Source organism: Phenylobacterium sp., from assembly GCF_041916435.1.
Classification (GTDB): domain Bacteria; phylum Pseudomonadota; class Alphaproteobacteria; order Caulobacterales; family Caulobacteraceae; genus Phenylobacterium.
Map to the genome: position 1 here is coordinate 472,909 of NZ_JAYRZM010000005.1, position 16,877 is coordinate 489,785.

General features: G+C 70.6%; 11 protein-coding genes and 1 riboswitch. Of the genes, 7 read left to right on the forward strand and 4 right to left on the reverse strand.

Features of this window, described 5'->3' with window-relative positions:
* The first annotated feature begins 314 nt into the window (after nt 1-314).
* Genes hisS through hisG form a run of 3 tightly spaced genes read left to right on the forward strand, consistent with a single transcriptional unit; the run spans nt 315 to nt 3,872 of the window.
* Nucleotides 315-1,796: a histidine--tRNA ligase gene (gene hisS / locus ACE3TA_RS16685; RefSeq protein WP_374575422.1), complete on the forward strand. Its 1,482-nt coding sequence runs from the start codon at nt 315-317 to the stop codon at nt 1,794-1,796.
* Nucleotides 1,786-2,919: an ATP phosphoribosyltransferase regulatory subunit gene (locus ACE3TA_RS16690; RefSeq protein ID WP_374575423.1), complete on the forward strand. Its 1,134-nt coding sequence runs from the start codon at nt 1,786-1,788 to the stop codon at nt 2,917-2,919. Before hisS ends, ACE3TA_RS16690 begins: the two co-directional genes overlap by 11 nt.
* Nucleotides 2,916-3,872 carry an ATP phosphoribosyltransferase gene (hisG, locus tag ACE3TA_RS16695; protein ID WP_374575424.1) on the forward strand — a complete coding sequence of 319 codons (957 nt, stop codon included), beginning with the start codon at nt 2,916-2,918 and terminating at the stop codon, nt 3,870-3,872. The genes ACE3TA_RS16690 and hisG overlap by 4 nt, the downstream gene beginning before the upstream one ends.
* Nucleotides 3,873-4,199: 327 nt before the next feature.
* On the opposite strand, the gene ACE3TA_RS16700 is transcribed toward hisG, so the two are convergent.
* Both ACE3TA_RS16700 and ACE3TA_RS16705 read right to left on the reverse strand, forming a co-directional pair.
* Complete coding sequence (locus tag ACE3TA_RS16700; RefSeq protein WP_374575425.1) at nt 4,200-6,296, reverse strand: M13 family metallopeptidase; 2,097 nt, start codon at nt 6,294-6,296, stop codon at nt 4,200-4,202.
* A gap of 74 nt (nt 6,297-6,370) precedes the next feature.
* Entirely contained in the window at nt 6,371-8,008 is a 1,638-nt protein-coding gene (locus tag ACE3TA_RS16705; RefSeq protein ID WP_374575426.1) for an AMP-binding protein, read from the reverse strand.
* Between the two features lie 161 nt (nt 8,009-8,169).
* On the opposite strand from ACE3TA_RS16705, the gene ACE3TA_RS16710 reads away from it, so the two are divergent.
* Both ACE3TA_RS16710 and ACE3TA_RS16715 read left to right on the forward strand, forming a co-directional pair.
* Nucleotides 8,170-9,954 carry a cation:proton antiporter gene (locus ACE3TA_RS16710; RefSeq protein WP_374575427.1) on the forward strand — a complete coding sequence of 595 codons (1,785 nt, stop codon included), beginning with the start codon at nt 8,170-8,172 and terminating at the stop codon, nt 9,952-9,954.
* A gap of 484 nt (nt 9,955-10,438) precedes the next feature.
* A complete protein-coding gene (locus tag ACE3TA_RS16715) occupies nt 10,439-11,635 on the forward strand; it encodes an OmpA family protein (protein ID WP_374575428.1) in 1,197 nt (398 codons plus the stop codon).
* A gap of 434 nt (nt 11,636-12,069) precedes the next feature.
* Here ACE3TA_RS16715 and ACE3TA_RS16720 read toward each other — a convergent pair whose 3' ends face one another.
* Entirely contained in the window at nt 12,070-12,633 is a 564-nt protein-coding gene (locus tag ACE3TA_RS16720; RefSeq protein WP_374575429.1) for a TMEM165/GDT1 family protein, read from the reverse strand.
* A 12-nt stretch (nt 12,634-12,645) separates the two neighbouring features.
* Nucleotides 12,646-12,834, reverse strand: a riboswitch (yybP-ykoY riboswitch).
* 312 nt (nt 12,835-13,146) lie between these two features.
* Between ACE3TA_RS16720 and ACE3TA_RS16725 the strand changes: the two genes are divergently transcribed.
* Nucleotides 13,147-15,009 (forward strand): ribonucleoside-diphosphate reductase subunit alpha, encoded by a 1,863-nt coding sequence (locus ACE3TA_RS16725; protein ID WP_374575430.1) that lies wholly within the window; start codon nt 13,147-13,149, stop codon nt 15,007-15,009.
* 165 nt (nt 15,010-15,174) lie between these two features.
* A complete protein-coding gene (locus ACE3TA_RS16730; protein ID WP_374575431.1) occupies nt 15,175-16,029 on the forward strand; it encodes a hypothetical protein in 855 nt (284 codons plus the stop codon).
* 195 nt (nt 16,030-16,224) lie between these two features.
* On the opposite strand, the gene maiA is transcribed toward ACE3TA_RS16730, so the two are convergent.
* Complete coding sequence (gene maiA / locus ACE3TA_RS16735) at nt 16,225-16,857, reverse strand: maleylacetoacetate isomerase (protein WP_374575432.1); 633 nt, start codon at nt 16,855-16,857, stop codon at nt 16,225-16,227.
* Nucleotides 16,858-16,877 lie beyond the last annotated feature (20 nt).

The window sequence follows — 16,877 nt, forward strand, 5'->3', positions numbered from 1 at the left end:
TTGGCCGGTCCGGTCAAGGGTTCAGACGGCTCCATGACTCGCCTTCCGCGCCGAGCTCGGCTATAGGGGCGCCGCAATGTCCAGGACCGCGCACCACCACGGCCATCACCATTCGATCTCGCATGGCGGGATCGGCCGGGATCGCTTGGCCTGACGCGATCTTCCCAGCCGACGCCCCGCCGACGGGGCGCCATGGCTGACGCGCCCCGTCGCCGCCCTCCAAGGACCCGACGATGGACCCCGCAAATGCCCCTTCAAGCCTTCAACGCGCCCGCCGCCTTGCCGCGCCCGGCCGCAACCGCTAAGCGCGCGCCATGACCAGCGACGCCCCCCGCCCCGAAGCGCGCGCCCCGCGCGGCTTCGCCGACCGCAGAGCCCGCGACCTGGCCGCCGAGCGCGCCATCCTGGCCTCCGTCTCGGCCGTCTACGAGCGCTACGGCTTCGAGGCGCTGGACACCGGCGCCATGGAATACGCCGACGCCCTGGGCAAGTTCCTGCCCGACGCCGACCGTCCCAACGAGGGCGTCTTCGCCCTGCAGGACGACGACGAACAGTGGATGGCGCTGCGCTACGACCTCACCGCGCCGCTCGCCCGCTTCGTCGCGCAGAACTGGGAGACCCTGCCCAAGCCGTTCCGCCGCTACGCCTTCGGCTCGGTCTGGCGCAATGAAAAGCCCGGCCCCGGCCGCTTCCGCGAATTCACCCAGTGCGACGCTGACACCGTGGGCTCGGCCCGGCCCGAGGCCGACGCCGAGATCATCGCCATGGCCGCCGAGGGCTTCCAGGCGGCGGGCCTGGCCCGCGGCCAGGCGGTGCTGAAGATCAACAACCGCAAGCTGCTCGACGGCCTTCTGGCCGAGCAGGGCGTCGACGAGCGGCGCAAGCTCACCGTGCTGCGCGCCATCGACAAGTACGACCGCCTGGGCTGGGACGGCGTCGTCCACCTCCTGGGCAAGGGCCGGCTCGACGAGTCCGGCGACTTCACCAAGGGCGCGGAGCTTTCGGCGGGCGCCATCGCCGCCGTCGAGGGTTTCCTGAATTCGGCGTCCTCGCCGGACCTGACCCGCGCCCAGGTGATCGACGCCCTGGGCCGGCTGTCGCTCGGCGCGGCGGGCCAGGAGGCGCTCGCCGAGCTGGCGGCGATCGATACCGCCCTTCGCGCCCTCGGCGTCGGCGACGACCTGGCCAAGGTCGATCCCACCGTCGTGCGCGGCCTGGAGTACTACACCGGCCCGGTGTTCGAGGCCGAGCTCCTGCTGCAGACCGTCGACGACAAGGGCCAGGCCGTGCGCTTCGGCTCCGTTGGCGGCGGCGGCCGCTACGACGACCTGGTCGCCCGCTTCACCGGCCAGCCGGTGCCGGCCACCGGCTTCTCCTTCGGCGTCTCGCGCCTGGCCGCGGCCCTGCGCGCGGCCGGCCGCGACCTGGGCCGCCAGGCCCGCGGCCCGGTGGTGGTGATCGCCTTCGACGCCGCCCACATGGCCGAATACTACGCCGCCGCCGGCGAGCTGCGCGCCGCCGGGATCGCCGCGGAGGTCTATCTCGGCTCCTCCGGCATGAAGGCGCAGATGAAGTACGCCGACCGCCGCCTGGCCCCCGCCGCGATCATGCTGGGCGGCGACGAGATCGCCGCCGGCACGGTGACGGTGAAGGATCTCGACCTCGGCCGCGAACTGGCCGCCGGCGTCTCCGACAACAGCCAGTGGCGCGCCGAGCGCCCCGGCCAGGCCACCATCCCGCGCGGCGAGCTGGTGAGCTTCGTGCGGCGCATCGTCGGAGGCGGCGATGAAGGCTGAGCCCCGCGTCCCCGATGAGGCCCTGGCGGCGATCCGCGCCCCCTTCGCCGAGGCCGGCGCCGAGGCCGTCGATCCGCCGATCCTGCAGCCGCTCGGCGCGCTTCTGGACCTGGCCGGCGAGGCGCTGCGCGCGCGGCTGTTCATCGTCCAGGCCGAGGGCGGCGCCGAGGCCTGCCTGCGCCCGGACTTCACCGTCCCGGTCGCCCGCCTGCACCTGGAGCGGGGGGCCGGCGAGGGGCGCTACTACTATGAGGGCCGCGCCTTCCGCGCCGCGCCGGAGCAGTCCGGCCGCGCCGAGGAGTTCCTGCAGATCGGCCTGGAGCTCTATTCGCCGGCCGACGCGCCGGTGATCGAGGCCGACGCCGAGATCGCCGCCCTGGCCTGGGCCACCGCCCTGGCCGGCGGGCGCGAGGACCTGGCCCTCTGGCTCGGCGACGTGGCGCTGTTTTCCGCCTTCGTCGACTCCCTGGGCCTGGCCGGCCCCCTGGCCGACCGGCTGAAGCGCGCCGCCGCGCGCCCGCGCCTGCTGCAGGCCGAGCTCGCCCGCGCCGGCGCCGTCGAGGCGCCGGTCCAGGGCGGCCAGCTCGCCGCCACCCTGGCGGCCCTGCCGCCCGACGCGGCCGCCGCCCTTCTGGAGGAGGTCTGGTCCCTGGCCGGCGTGGAGCGGGTGGGCGGCCGCGGCGCCGCCGAGATCGCCCAGCGGCTGGTCAGCCGGGCCGAGGCCGCCCGCGCCCCGGCCCTGACCGAGACCCAGGCCGAGGCGATCCGCCGGTTCCTGGCCATCGACGCCGCGCCCGCCGAGGCCCTGGTCCAGCTTTCCGAGCTGGGCGGGGCCGATCCCGCCTTCGCCGCGGCGCTGGACGGCTGGCGCGCGCGCCTGGCGCGCCTGGCCGCCGCCGGCGTGCCCGCCGCGGCCATCCGCTTCGCCGCCGGCCTCGGCCACACCTTCGACTACTACGACGGCCTGACCTTCGAGGTGCGCAGCGCCGCCCTGGGCGCCGGCCGGCCGGTGGCCGTGGGCGGCCGCTACGACGGCCTGTCGGCGCGCCTGGGCGGCCCGTCCGCCCGCGCCGTGGGCGCCATGGCGCGGCCCTGGCGCGCCTTTGCGGGAGGCGAGGCATGAGCGCGCCCTTGATCATCGCTGTACCGTCCAAGGGCCGCCTGAAGGAACAGGTGGAGGAGTGGCTGGCCGACTGCGGTCTGGACCTGAAGGCCTCCGGCGGATCGCGCGGCTATTCGGCGGCGTTGAAGGGCCAGGCCGGCGTGCAGGTGCGCCTGCTTTCGGCCGGCGACATCGCCGAGGCGCTGGACGCCGGCGAAGTCCACCTCGGCGTCACCGGCGAGGACCTGCTGCGCGAGCGCGGCGGCGACCTGGACGCGCGCGTGCTCCTGCTGCGCGCCCTGGGCTTCGGCCGCGCCGACCTTGTCGTGGCCGTGCCCAAGTCCTGGCTCGACGTGGACACCATGGCCGACCTGGAGGCGGTGGCGCACGAGGCGGTGGCCCGCACCGGCCGGCGCATGCGCGTGGCCACCAAGTACCTGGCGCAGACGCGGGCCTTCTTCGCCCGCCACGGCCTGGCCGACTACCGCATCACCGAGTCCAGCGGCGCCACCGAGGGCGCGCCGGCCGCCGGCGCCGCCGAGCTGATCGTCGACATCACCACCACCGGGGCCACCCTGGCCGCCAACGGCCTGAAGGTGCTGTCCGACGGGCTGATCCTGTCCAGCCAGGCGCAGTTCGCCGCCAGCCTGCGCGCCGACTGGAGCGGCGGCCAGCTCGCCGTGGCCGAGCGGCTCCTGCGAATCATCGAGGCCCGCGCCGCCGCGCACGAGACCGCCACCCTGGTCTGGCCGGCGGAGGCCGGTGATTCTGACGCCGTTGTCGAACGTCTGGTGGCCGAGGGCGCGGTCCGGCGGCCCAACGGCCTGCTGGTCGCCGCTCGCGACCTGGCGCGGGCGTCTCTGGAGCTCTCGGCGGCGGGATTCGGCCCCGTCACGGTCTCCAGGCCCGATTTCGTGTTCGATCTGACCTGCCGGCCGTTCGAGCAATTGCGTCTTAGAACGCGCAATAATTGACGTTGATGTAAAAAATAGGTGGGCGAAGTGCGAAAAAATGCGCCCGCTCTCGGAAATCTGATCAGATTCTGCCTCTTTCTGGCGGCGCCCTCCATTGACTTGGGCACAAATTTGCCGTTCTCTCAAAACCGCGAGAGACAAGACGGCGACCAAGTCCTGAAGTCTCCGGCGTTTCGGGGAGGAAACGCCCTCTAAATAAGAGCGACAGCTCAAAAAAATTGGCCCGCCGCGATTATCCCCCGCGGCGGGCCGAAACTTTTCTGGGGTATTTGACTCGATTGTCAAAAGTAAGGGCGGCGCGGCGGCCGCCCTCGCCGGACCCGCGCGTCACCAGATTCGCACGCGATCCTCGGGCTTCACGTACATCGCATCGCCCGGCTTGACGCCGAACGCCGCGTACCAGGCGTCGATGTTCTTCACCGGCACGTCCACCCGGTACTTGGGCGGCGAGTGCGGATCGGAGACGAGCTGGCGCTTGGTCGCGTCGTCGCGGTACTTGCCCCGCCACACCTGGGCCCAGCCCAGGAACACCCGCTGGTCGCCGGTCAGGCCGTCGATCACCGGCGCGGGCTGGCCGTGCAGCGACACGTGATAGGCGTCCAGCGCCAAAAGCAGGCCGCCCAGGTCTGCGATGTTCTCGCCCATGGTCAGGTCGCCGTTGATGTGCGCGCCCGGCAGCACCTCCACGGCCGAGTACTGGGCGCCCAGCTTGGCGGCCTGGACCTGGAACTTGGCCGCGTCCTCGGCCGTCCACCAGTCGCTGAGCCGGCCGTCGCCGTCGGACTTGCGGCCCTGGTCGTCGAAGCCGTGGGTGATCTCGTGGCCGATCACCCCGCCGATCCCGCCGTAGTTCACCGCCGGGTCCGCGTCCGGGTCGAAGAACGGCGGCTGCAGGATCGCCGCCGGGAAGACGATTTCGTTCTTGGTCGAAGAATAATAGGCGTTGATGGTCGGCGGGGTCATGCCCCACTCGCTGCGGTCCACCGGCCCGCCCAGGCGGCCCACCCGGAAGTCCCAGTCGAAGGCGATGGCCCGCTCCACGTTGCCGTAGAGGTCGGCCTCGTCGACCTTCAGGCCCGTGTAGTCCCGCCACTTGTCGGGATAGCCGATCTTCACGTTGAACTTGGCCAGCTTCTCCAGGGCCTTGGTCTTGGTTTCCGGGCTCATCCAGGTGAGCTTCTCGATCCGGCCGTGCATGGCCGTCAGGATGTCGCCCACCAGGGCTTCCATCTTGGCCTTGCTCTCCGGCGGGAAGTAGGCCGCCACATAGACCTTGCCCAGCGCCTCGCCGATCTGATTGTCCACCAGCGAGACCCCGCGCTTCCAGCGCGGCCGCTGCTCGGGCTGGCCCGAGAGCGTGCGGTTGTGGAAGTCGAAGTGCGCCTCGTCGAAATCCTTGGACAGGTACGGCGCGGCGTTGTCGGCCAGGGCGAAGGCCTCCCAGGCCTGCAGCGTGTCCACCGGGGTCGCGGCGAAGATCGCCGCGATCTTCGGGAAGGCGGTGTTCTCCGCGGCGATCACCCGGTCCACCTTGGAAAGCCCCGCCCCGTCCATGAAGGCGGCCCAGTCGAAGCCGGGCGCATAGGCCATCAGGGCCTTCACGTCATAGGGGTTGTAGGTCTTGTCGTCGTCGCGGCTCTCGGCGCGGGTCCAGGAGGCCTTGGCGATCTTGGTCTCCATCTCGACGATCGCCTTGGCGTTGGCTTCCGGATCGGACCAGCCCACCAGGGTCAGCATCTTGGCCACATAGGCCTCGTACTTGGCCTTCTGGTCGGCGAAGCGGGCCTCCAGATAGTAGTCGCGGTCCGGCATGCCGAGCCCGGCCTGGAGCAGATAGACCGCGTAGTGCTGCGGGTCCTTGGCGTCGTCGGACACATAGGCCCCGAAGAAGGCCCCGCCGAAGGCGTGTTGCGACACGCCCATCAGCCGGGCCAGGTCGATGTGGGTCTTGGCCGCGCGGATCGCATCCAGCTCGCCGGCCAGCGGCTTGGCGCCCAGGGCCTCGACGCGGCCCTCGTCCATGAAGCTCTTGTAGAAGGCGCCGATCTTGGCGTTGTCGCCGGTGGCCGCCGGGTCGGCCGCGGCCTTCTCGACCACCGCGCGCATGCGGTTCACCGACAGCTCGTTGAGCGCGTCGAACACCCCGTAGCGCGAGCGGTCGGACGGGATCGTCAGCTTCTGCACATAGGCGCCGTCGGCGTAGGTGTAGAAGTCCTGGCCCGGCGCGACGGCCGTGTCGCGGCCGGCGAGGTCGAAGCCCCAGGTTCCCATGCGCGGGGCCTGGGTGAGGTCGGTGGTGGGGGCCGCTCCGCCGCCGGCCGGCGCGTCGGCCGCCGATTGGGTCGGGCGCGGCTGGAAGGCCATGGCCGGGGCCGCGGCGGCCAGGACGGTGGCGGCGGCCGCCGCGAACCAGAGCTGCTTCATGGATCTGAGCCTTCAGAATTGGGACGTGGCCGGACCATGCCCGCCACGCCCCCTTTAGGCTCATTACAATTTCGTTAGGCCGCGCCCTGGCCCAGGGCGTCCAGCGCCTGGGCGCGCACGGCCTTGTAGTCGAGCTTGCCGTTGGGCGCGCGGCCCACCGGCGCCAGCACCAGTTCGCGCGGCGCCTTGTAGTCGGCCAGGTGCTCGCGCACGTGGGCGGCCAGGTCGGCGAGGCTGGGCTCGGCGTCGCCGCCATAGTCCACCACCGCGCAGATCCGCTCGCCGAAGCGCTTGTCCGGCACGCCGACCACCGCGGCGTCGCGCACGCCGGGGAAGCGCTTGAGCGCCTCCTCCACCTCTTCGGGGAAGACCTTCTCGCCGCCGGTGTTGATCACCTGCGAGCCGCGGCCCAGGAGGGTGATCGAGCCGTCCGCCTCCAGCGTGGCCCAGTCGCCGGGCACCGACCAGCGCCGCCCCTCGAAGGTGCGGAAGGTCTTGGCCGACTTTTCCGGGTCCTTGTAGTAGCCGACCGGCGTGAAGCCGCCCACGGCCACCAGGCCCCGCTCGCCAGAGCCGGCCGCCACGCGCCGGCCGTCCTCGGTGAACACCGCCGCGTTGGGCCCGGCCATGAACTTGGCGGTCTTGGCCGCCTCGCCGCCGCCCGAGGTCGATCCGGCCAGGCCGAGCGCCTCCGACGAGCCCAGGCTGTCGATCAGCATCACCTGCGGCAGGTGTTTCAGGAGGCCCTGCTTGTTCTCCGCGCCCCACATGGCGCCCGACGAGACGATCCGCTGCAGGCTGGGCATTTTCCAGCGGCCGGGATTGGCCTCCAGCGTCTCCAGCATCGGCGCGGCGAAGGCGGGCCCGACGATGATCAGGCCGCTGGCGCCCAGGCGCTCGACCTCGTCGAACAGGGCGGCCGGGTCGAACCGGCGCTGGGGCAGGGTGGCGATCGCCGAGCCGGCGGTGAGCTGGCCGAACGAGATGAACTGGCCGGTGGCGTGCATCAGCGGCGCGACGGGGATGGTGATCTGCTGCGGCGCGCCGGCCGCGGCGGCGGCCTTGGCCCGCTCGCCCGCCTGGGCCACCGTCTCCAGCGGCGGCAGGCCGGCCAGGAGGTTGCCGCCTCCGCCCAGCGCCCTGAACAGGTCCTCCTGGCGCCACATCACGCCCTTGGGCATGCCGGTGGTGCCGCCGGTGTACATGAAGAGCAGGTCGTCGCCCGAGCGGCCCCAGGGCGCTTCGGTGCGGTCGGCTCCGGCGGCGACGATCGCCGCATAGTCCTCGGCCCAGTCAGGGATGGCGTGGCCGTCCTCGGCCACCGCGATCCAGACCTTCACCTTGGGCAGGCGCCCGCGCACCTTGTCGGCGGTCTCGGCGAAGGCGGCGTTGAACACCACCGCCTCGGCGTCGGCGTTGTCGAACAGGTAGATCAGTTCTTCGTCGGCGTAGCGGTAGTTGGTGTTGAACGGGACCAGCCCGGCCTTGAAGGCGGCGAAGTAGGTCTCCAGGTACTCGGGCCCGTTATAGAGGTAGGCTGCGACCTTGGACTGGCGCTGAAGCCCGGCGGCCAGCAGGCGCGCGGCCAGCGCGTCGGCGCGGCGGTCGAACTGGCTCCAGGTGATCACCCGCTCGCCGTGGATCAGGGCGGGGCGCTCCGGAATCGCCGCAGCGACGGACTCCCACAGGTTCGCGTAATTCCATGCCTCCATGGGCCTATCTCCATTCATAAAATATGGGCGGCATATGGGGGCGGGCCGGCGGCGGGTGTCAACGCCGAGGCGCCTGCGCGCGCGGCGCCGTTTTCTCGCGGCGCGAGATTCTCGCCGGCCGTTCCAACTGGCATAGTGGCCGCGCGCGACTAGGAGACCTGATGGAGAGCCACGTATCGCCCGGCGAATACAAGGACTTGGTCCTGTTCCTGGCCACGGCCGGGGTCGTCGTCCCGCTCTTCCGTCGCTGGCGCATCAGCCCGATCCTCGGCTTCCTCGGCGCGGGCGTCGCGCTGGGGCCCTACGGCCTGGGCGCCTTGGCCGACCGCGCGCGCTGGCTCAACGCCCTCACCGTCGACAAGCCCGAGGAGATCGCCCAGCTCGCCGAGCTGGGGGTGGTGTTCCTGCTCTTCACCATCGGCCTGGAGCTGTCCTGGGAGCGGCTTCGGCTGATGCGCCGCTACGTCTTCGGCCTCGGCGCGGCCCAGGTGGGCGTCTCCATCGCCGCCATCGCCGCCGTGGCCATGGCGTTCGGCCAGTCGGCCCTGGCGGCCGCGGCGATCGGCGCGGCGCTGGCCCTGTCGTCCACCGCGATCGTCATGCCGGCCCTGGTGGAGAACAAGCGCCAGCATTCCCTGGCGGGGCGCGCGGCCTTCTCGGTCCTGCTGTTCCAGGACCTCGCGGTGGCCCCGATCCTGGTGACGCTGTCGATCCTCGGCGGGCGTCAGGCCGAGGCCCTGTCGCCGCGGCTGCTGCTCACCTTCGCGCCGGCCGCCCTGGGCGTGCTCCTGCTGCTGGTCGTCGGCCGGCTCTTCCTGAGGCCCATGCTGCGCTCGGTGGCCAAGGCCAAGAGCGAGGAGCTGTTCATGGCCGCCTGCCTCTTGGTGGTGATCGGCGCGGGCCTGGTCAGCGCGCTCGCCGGCCTGTCCATGGCCATCGGCGCCTTCATCGCCGGGCTGCTGCTGGCCGAGACCGAGTTCCGCCACGAGGTCGAGGTGACGATCGAGCCCTTCAAGGGGCTGCTGCTGGGGCTCTTCTTCCTGTCCGTCGGCATCAGCCTGAACCTGTCGCTGCTCGCCGCCCAGCCGCTGTTCATCCTCGGCGTGGCGCTCGGCCTGATCGGGCTCACCGGCGCGGTGGTCTACGTCCTGGCGCGCCTGTTCGGCCTGCCGCGCACCGCGGCGCTGGAGGCGGGCCTGCTCCTCGCCGGCGGCGGGGAGTTCGCCTTCGTCATCCTCAGCTCGGCGATGGACGCCGGCATCGTCGATCGGCCCCTGGGCCAGAGCGTGGTGGTGGCCGCCACCCTGTCGATGATGGCCATCCCGTTCCTGGCGGGGCTGGGCGCGCGCCTGGCCGGCCGCCGGCCCGAGCCCAGCGAGGCGCCGCCGGAGACCGATCCCGGCGACGCGCCCGCCGAGGCCCAGGTGCTGATCGTCGGCTACGGCCGGGTCGGCCGGCTGGTGGGCGAGATGCTGGACCGCCACCAGGCGTCGTGGATCGCCGCCGAGCGCGACGCCAAGCTGGTGCAGACGGCCCGCCGCGACGGACGCGCGGTCTACTTCGGCGACGCCGCGCGGCCGGAGTTCCTGCGCCGCTGCGGCCTGGCCGAGGCGCGGGCGCTGGTGGTCACCATGGACAATCCCGACGCCGCCGAGGCGGTGGTGGGCCTGGCCCGGACGATGAATCCCCGCCTCGCCATCGTCGCCCGCGCCCGTGACGCGCGCCACGCCCAGCGGCTCTACGAGCTGGGCGCCACCGACGCCGTGCCCGAGACCGTCGAGGCCAGCCTGCAGCTTTCGGAGACCATCCTGGTCGAGATCGGCGTGCCCATGGGCCTGGTGATCGCCTCGATCCACGAGCGCCGCGACGAGTTCCGCGCCGAGCTCAACCGGCCCGAGGCGCTGGGCGGGCGGGCGCGCCGGTTCCGCAAGCAGGACGCGAGCTGAGCCTCTCGGCCGCCCGCGTCCGGAACCAAGCCAGGGCCCGGGGCGTTGGGAGCTTTGGCGCGGCAGGGGCGCCGGGCGTAGAGGGGGCGGCATGCGATTCGATCCGGCGCGATCTGCGGGCCCGGCGCGCCGCGCCGCCGATTCGTGCGGCGCCCCGTCTCATTCACAAGTCTTCCCAAGAACTCGTCGCCGCACGTTGCTTTCCGAACGTCGATACGCGGTTGAGCTGTTCAGACGGGCGCGAAACCTTGCGAACGCCGCGGATTCTCCGAAACGCCCGCAGAACGCCGGCGAACGCCGCCGTGTTCCTCAACCGATCGTTGATTCGTCTCGGCTTTATTGTGTAGCGTCCACGGCCAAGCCGCGACGGCCGGGGAGAATGCAAGCGAGGTGTGGCTTCGGCGCACTTCCGCGCCGCTTCGGCATTGATATAACGACGCTGGGTCAATGGGCCGCAGCAGACGGCAAGAAAGGGCTCTAAACTATGAAGTTCAAGCTATTGGCGGGTGCTGCGCTGGCTGCGGTCTTCGCCGCGTCGGGCGCGTCCGCCCAAACCACCGGTTGGTACGGCGCTGTCGACCTCGGTTATCACTGGCCGGACAGCCTGGAAGGCAAGTCCGCCAACAACGCCGCGAACAACGCGCCCTACATCTGGAACTTCAACCAGGATGACGACTGGGCCGGCTTCGCGCGTCTCGGCTATCAGCTGAACCCGCACTGGCGCGTCGAGCTCGAGGGCGGCTATCGCCCCGGCGACATCAATTCCGTCCAGGGCGGCAGCAACCAGGTGGTGTACGGGCTCTGCACGCCCGGCGTCGTCCGCTCCGCCGCCAACGCGGCCTGCGGCTCGCCCTCCGGGAACCTCGAAGCCTGGACCGTGATGGGCAATGTCATCTACGACTTCATGCCCGAATCGGCGATCAACCCGTTCCTCGGCGCGGGCATCGGCATCAACCACGTCAAGGCTGACATCCTCGGTCAGTTCTCGAACGTGACCGGCACGATCTCCACGGCCAACCCGGCGATCCAGAACCTGACCATCGACGACAGCGACACCGCTTTCGCCTGGCAGATCCTGGCCGGCTTCGCCTGGAAGGCGACCGATCGCCTGAACGTGGACCTGACCTACCGCTATCTGGACGGCTCGGACCTGAGCTTCTCGTCCACCGGCAGCGGCGCGCTGCAGCCGGGCGCCTTCAGCGGCGACTACAAGGACAACTCGGTGACGCTCGGCCTGCGCTACTCGTTCGCTGCGCCGCCGCCGCCGCCGCCTCCCCCGCCGCCGCCGCCGCCCCCGCCGCCTCCCCCGCCGCCTCCGCCTCCGCCGCCGCCTCCGCCGGCCTATGAGGCGAAGCAGTTCATCGTCTACTTCCCGTTCGATCAGTACGTGCTGACGCCGGAAGCCCAGGCGGTGGTGCAGGAAGCCGCGAACTACGCCACCCAGGGCCATGCGACCCAGGTGGTGGTGGTCGGCCACACCGACACGTCCGGTTCGCCGGCCTACAACGTGCGTCTGTCGGAACGCCGCGCGAAGGCCGTGGCCGACGCGCTGGTGGGCCTGGGTGTCGACCAAGGCACCCTGCAGGTCGACTGGAAGGGTGAATCCGAACCGGCCGTCGACACTGGCGACGGCGTGAAGGAACCGCTGAACCGTCGTTCGACGATCGACATCAACTTCTGATCTCGGTCGAACGGCTCAGCCGTCTGAATGGGAGCCCGGCCGCAAGGCCGGGCTCCTTTCTTTTGCGCTGTGCTTCGCTGAGCCGTGAGGGTCCGCGCTCAAGTCCGCTGCATCGACTCTGGCGTTTGCCGCACTGATTGGACGCCCCTTCAGCAAGGGCTCCGGCTTTTTGTGATCCGTGCGATCAGCGCGTCCAGCTCGCGCTGCATCCGTGTGTGCTTGCGGCTTCCAACGACCGTCGCCCAACTCCCCTTCGTATGGAGATCGGTGCAATACTTCCGAAGTCTGGCGCGGAACGCCTTGCCGTTTGGAAGGCCGGCTTCACGCGCCATTTCTTCGGCGTTGGTGATGCGCTCTTTCACACCAAGCACGATAGGCGTTCGCGTCGGCCCACGCCATGTTGTTCGGCGGGGCCGACCCTCTCGCCCGCCCGCCTATCCGGCGATCAGGATCCACGCGCCGATGGCGGCGAAGCACGCCGCCGCCGTCCAGCGCACCAGCTTCAGCGGGATCTTGCCGGCCACGGCGTCGCCGGCCAGCACCACCGGCGCATTGGCGATCATCATCCCCAGCGTCGTGCCGGCCGCCACCATCAGCACCTGATGGAAGCGCGCGGCGAGCGCCACGGTCGCCACCTGGGTCTTGTCGCCCATCTCCACGAAGAAGAACGCCACCGCCGTCGTCCAGAAGATCGAGGCGCCCGGCCGGTCCTTGGGGTGTTCGTCCTCCTCGAAGGTGTCGGGAATCAGCGCCCAGGCGGCGAAGCCCAGGAAGGCCAGGCCCAGCACCCATTTCATCCAGGGGCCTTGCAGGAACGCGCCCGCGGCCGCGCCGACGCCGGCCGCCATCAGGTGGTTGGCGATGGTCGAGACCAGGATGCCGGCGATGATCGGGACGGGCTTGCGAAAGCGGGCGGCGAGCAACAGGGCCAGAAGTTGGGTCTTGTCGCCGATCTCGGCGACGGCCACGAGGCCCGTGGAGACGAGGAGGGGTTCCATGAACTGTCCGGGCGGGGTCGCGCATGACCAAAGGCTCTCCGCGCCGCCGACCCCGCATTTGATCGACGCGCGAAAGCCAAAGGTCTCGCCAAGCTCACGCCGGATGCGCCATGCCGCCCTCCGCGTCGCGCTTCGGGCCTGCAAGTCTGTTGACGCACCCCCCGCTGAACGCGCGGGCGGCTACTCCCCAGTGACGGTTAAGGCCAATAGCGGCGCGCCGCTCGCCGCGCAAGCCCAGGGCTTGGGCGCCGTCGCGCCGGTCGTTTTGTCACAGTCGCGTGACAGGGGAATCGGCGAGCCGCGGCAATCCCTTGTGCAACTTGGCCCCGTCCGCCGTGTTAACCTCTCGTTTACGAAAAACTCTGGGGACGGAGGCGATCGCCCCGTTGACGAGTCATTAGGGTTAGCCCCCATATCGTGGGTGCGGGCTTGGCGAGCCCACTAGATGTAGTCATCCAGGCGCCAAATCGGGCGGGGGGCCCGAAGCGCCGGTCAGTAAATGGATATTGGGGCATGAGCAGCAGCGAAGCGGTCAGGCGGACGGTTTCTGAAGGCGCCCAAGGCGCTCAGACGAGGGTCGAACGACCGCAATTGCAGCTTGTTCGAAAGGTCGAGGTCGACCGTTCGCGCGACGCCCTGCTCACCGAGTTCGGCAAGACCACCCTGGAGGACCGTTACCTCCTGGCCGGCGAATCCTACCAGGACATGTTCGCCCGGGTGGCCACGGCCTACGCCGACGACGCCGAGCACGCTCAGCGCATCTACGACTACATCTCCAACCTCTGGTTCATGCCGGCGACGCCGGTGCTCTCCAACGGCGGCGCCGGGCGCGGCCTGCCGATCTCCTGCTTCCTCAACGCCGTGCCGGACAGCCTGGAAGGCATCCAGGGCGTCTGGAACGAGAACGTGGCGCTGGCCTCCAACGGCGGCGGCATCGGCACCTACTGGGGCGGCGTGCGCTCCATCGGCGAGAAGGTGAAGGGCGCGGGCCAGACCAGCGGCATCATCCCCTTCATCCGCGTGATGGACTCGCTGACCCTCGCCATCAGCCAGGGTTCCCTGCGCCGCGGTTCGGCGGCGGTCTACCTCGACATCCACCACCCGGAGATCGAGGAGTTCCTGGAGATCCGCAAGCCGTCGGGCGACTTCAACCGCAAGTCCCTGAACCTGCACCACGGCATCTCGATCACCGACGAGTTCATGGAGGCCGTGCGCGACGGGGCCATGTTCGGCCTGCGCTCGCCCAAGAACAACGAGGTGATCCGCGAGATCGACGCGCGCACCCTGTGGCAGAAGATCCTGGAGATCCGCCTGCAGACCGGCGAGCCCTACCTGATCTTCGCCGACACCGTGAACCGCGCCATGCCGCAGCATCAGCGCGAACTGGGCCTTTCCGTGCGCCAGTCGAACCTGTGCTCGGAGATCATGCTGCACACCGGCAAGGACCACATGGGCAAGGAGCGGACCGCGGTCTGCTGCCTGTCCTCGGTCAACGCCGAGAAGTTCCTGGAATGGCGCGACCATCCCACCTTCGTCGAGGACGTGATGCGCTTCCTCGACAACGTGCTGCAGGACTTCATCGACCGCGCCCCGGCGCAGATGGAGCATGCGGTCTACGCGGCCCTGCGCGAGCGTTCGGTGGGTCTGGGCCTGATGGGCTTCCACTCGTTCCTGCAAAGCCAGAACGTGCCCTTCGAGAGCGCCCTGGCCAAGAGCTGGAACATGCGGCTCTTCAAGCACCTGCGCCGCGAATGCGACAAGGCCAGCCGCACCCTGGCCGCCGAGCGCGGCGCCTGCCCGGACGCGGCCGACCGCGGGGTGATGGAGCGCTTCAGCCACAAGCTGGCGATCGCGCCGACCGCCTCGATCTCGATCATCTGCGGCGGCACCAGCGCCGGCATCGAGCCGATCCCGGCCAACATCTACATGCACAAGACGCTGTCCGGCTCCTTCGCCGTGCGCAACACCTACCTGGAGGCGCTGCTTGAGCGCCACGGGAAGAACACGCCGGCGGTGTGGGACTCGATCCTGCAGAACGAGGGCTCGGTGCAGCACCTCGACTTCCTGACCCAGGACGACAAGGACGTCTTCAAGACCGCCTTCGAGATCGACCAGCGCTGGATCGTCGAACTGGCCGCCGACCGCACGCCGGACGTCTGCCAGAGCCAGTCGGTGAACATCTTCCTGCCCGGCGACGTCGATAAGTGGGACCTGCACATGCTGCACTGGCAGGCCTGGGAGCGCGGCTGCAAGTCGCTCTACTACCTGCGCTCCAAGTCGGTGCAGCGCGCCGCCCACGCCGGCGGCGAGGGCGCTCAGGCCCAGGTGGTGGTCGCCGAGCGCACCGACTATGAAGAGTGCCTCGCCTGCCAATAGGCGGGGCGCTTTTCCTCCAAACTGACCCGAAACGCCGTTCTGCGACCGCTCCAGGCGAATTTCCGCTCGCCTGGAACCGGATTCATCTCCCAACCATTCCAAATATTTGGGAAGATGCGACTAGGATCGAACGATCCGGGGCGTAGACGGGAGAACCCTCGGACCATGCGGCTTTGGGCGGTCATAGCCACGGCCCTGGCGACCGGCGCGAGCGCGGCTCCCGCCGTGGCTGGCGAGTCCGCGGCGCTGGCCCGGCTCCTGGAAAAGACCGTTCCCGTCACTGACGCCGAGCCCGCTTCCGGCTGGGTGCGGGACGATGCGGCCGCCAACCTGATCGAGCGCATCACCCGCGTCTCGCCGGCCGCCGGGCGGCTGGACGTCGACTGGAACACCCGCTTCATCCCGCTGGGCCGCGCCGACGGCGGCGGCGCCAACTTCCTGCAACTGTCCGTGGGCCGTTCCCTGCGCACGCCCGCGGCCCTGCCGCTCAGCCTGGACCGCGCCGTCTACGAGACCGACGCCTACGAGGTGGCGCTGCGCCGCGACTGGTCCTTCGCCCGGTTCGACGCCGGCGCCTACGACGTGGACATCACCCCGCACGCGGGCCTCGGCTGGTCCAACCAGGACGGGGCCACCGCCGAGGCCGGCGCCACGCTCAGCCTGACCCAGCGCGCGGACCACGGCGTGCGCGACGCGCTCAACGGCCTGGGCGTGCGCGACGGCGCCGACTTCGGCGAGCGCGGGCGCTGGTACATGTTCGCCGCCGCCAGCGGCCGGGCGGTGGGCCTCAACATGATGCGCGAGCCGGGGCGCTGGAACGACGCCGGCTGGTCCACCGATTCGGCCAGCGCGCTCGTCGGCGACGCCCATGTGGGCGTGGGCTGGCGCAAGGGCCCGCTGCAGACCTCGCTGGGCTACATCCACCGCGAGGTGAAGGGCCAGAACATGATCTGGGGCCAGCGCACCAAGGACGACTCCCTGGTCGCCTTCTCCCTGACCATCAAGCCTGACGAAGAATAGCCCCGGCGCGGAGGCGATCTTCCCAGCGAAGGCCGGAATCCAAGCCGACAATTCCGCGCCGCCCCCTCCCCCACTTCGCGGGGGAGGAGATCGAAACTGCGCCGCTGCAAATTCTCCTCCCCCTCTGGGGGAGGGGGACCGCGAAGCGGTGGAGGGGGCTCCGCCGATCCCGCGTCGGCGGCCAGGCCCGCAAGCTCACGCTCCCGTATAGTCCGGCTGGTTCTCGGGGCGGGCGCGGATGAAGGCGTCCAGCGCCGCGCAGCGCGCCTCCACGGCCAGCAGCAGCGGGTAGGGGGAAAGGTCGCAGCCGAATCGGCGGCCGTTGCGCAGTTGCGGCACGAGGTGCAGGTCGGCCCATCCCGGCGTCTCGGAAAAGCAGAACGGCCAGTCCGCCGGCCGCTGCGCCAGCGCCGCTTCCAGGGCGGTGAAGCCCTCGGTCATCCAGTGGCGCAGCCAGCGTTCGACGCCGGCCTCGTCCACGGCGAGCTCCTCGGCCAGGAACCTGCGCACCCGGTTCACCGTCAGGGCGTGCATCTCGGCGGCGATGTGCTGGGCGAAGGCGCGGGCCTGGCCGCGGACGATCGGATCGGCCGGCAGCAGCGGCGGCTCGGGCCAGCCTTCCTCCAGATAGGCCAGGATCGCGCCGGACTGGGCGATCACCTGGCCGTCCACCTCCAGCGCCGGCATCAGCCCCTGCGGGTTGATCCTCCGGTATTCGCCGGGCGCCAGGCTCGGGACCGAGACGTAGTCGTAGGCGATCCCCTTCAGGTTCAGCGCGATGCGCACCCGTTCGCCCGCCGAGTTGCGCTGGTTGGTGTAGAGCTTCACGATCCGGCCCTCCCTGGTCC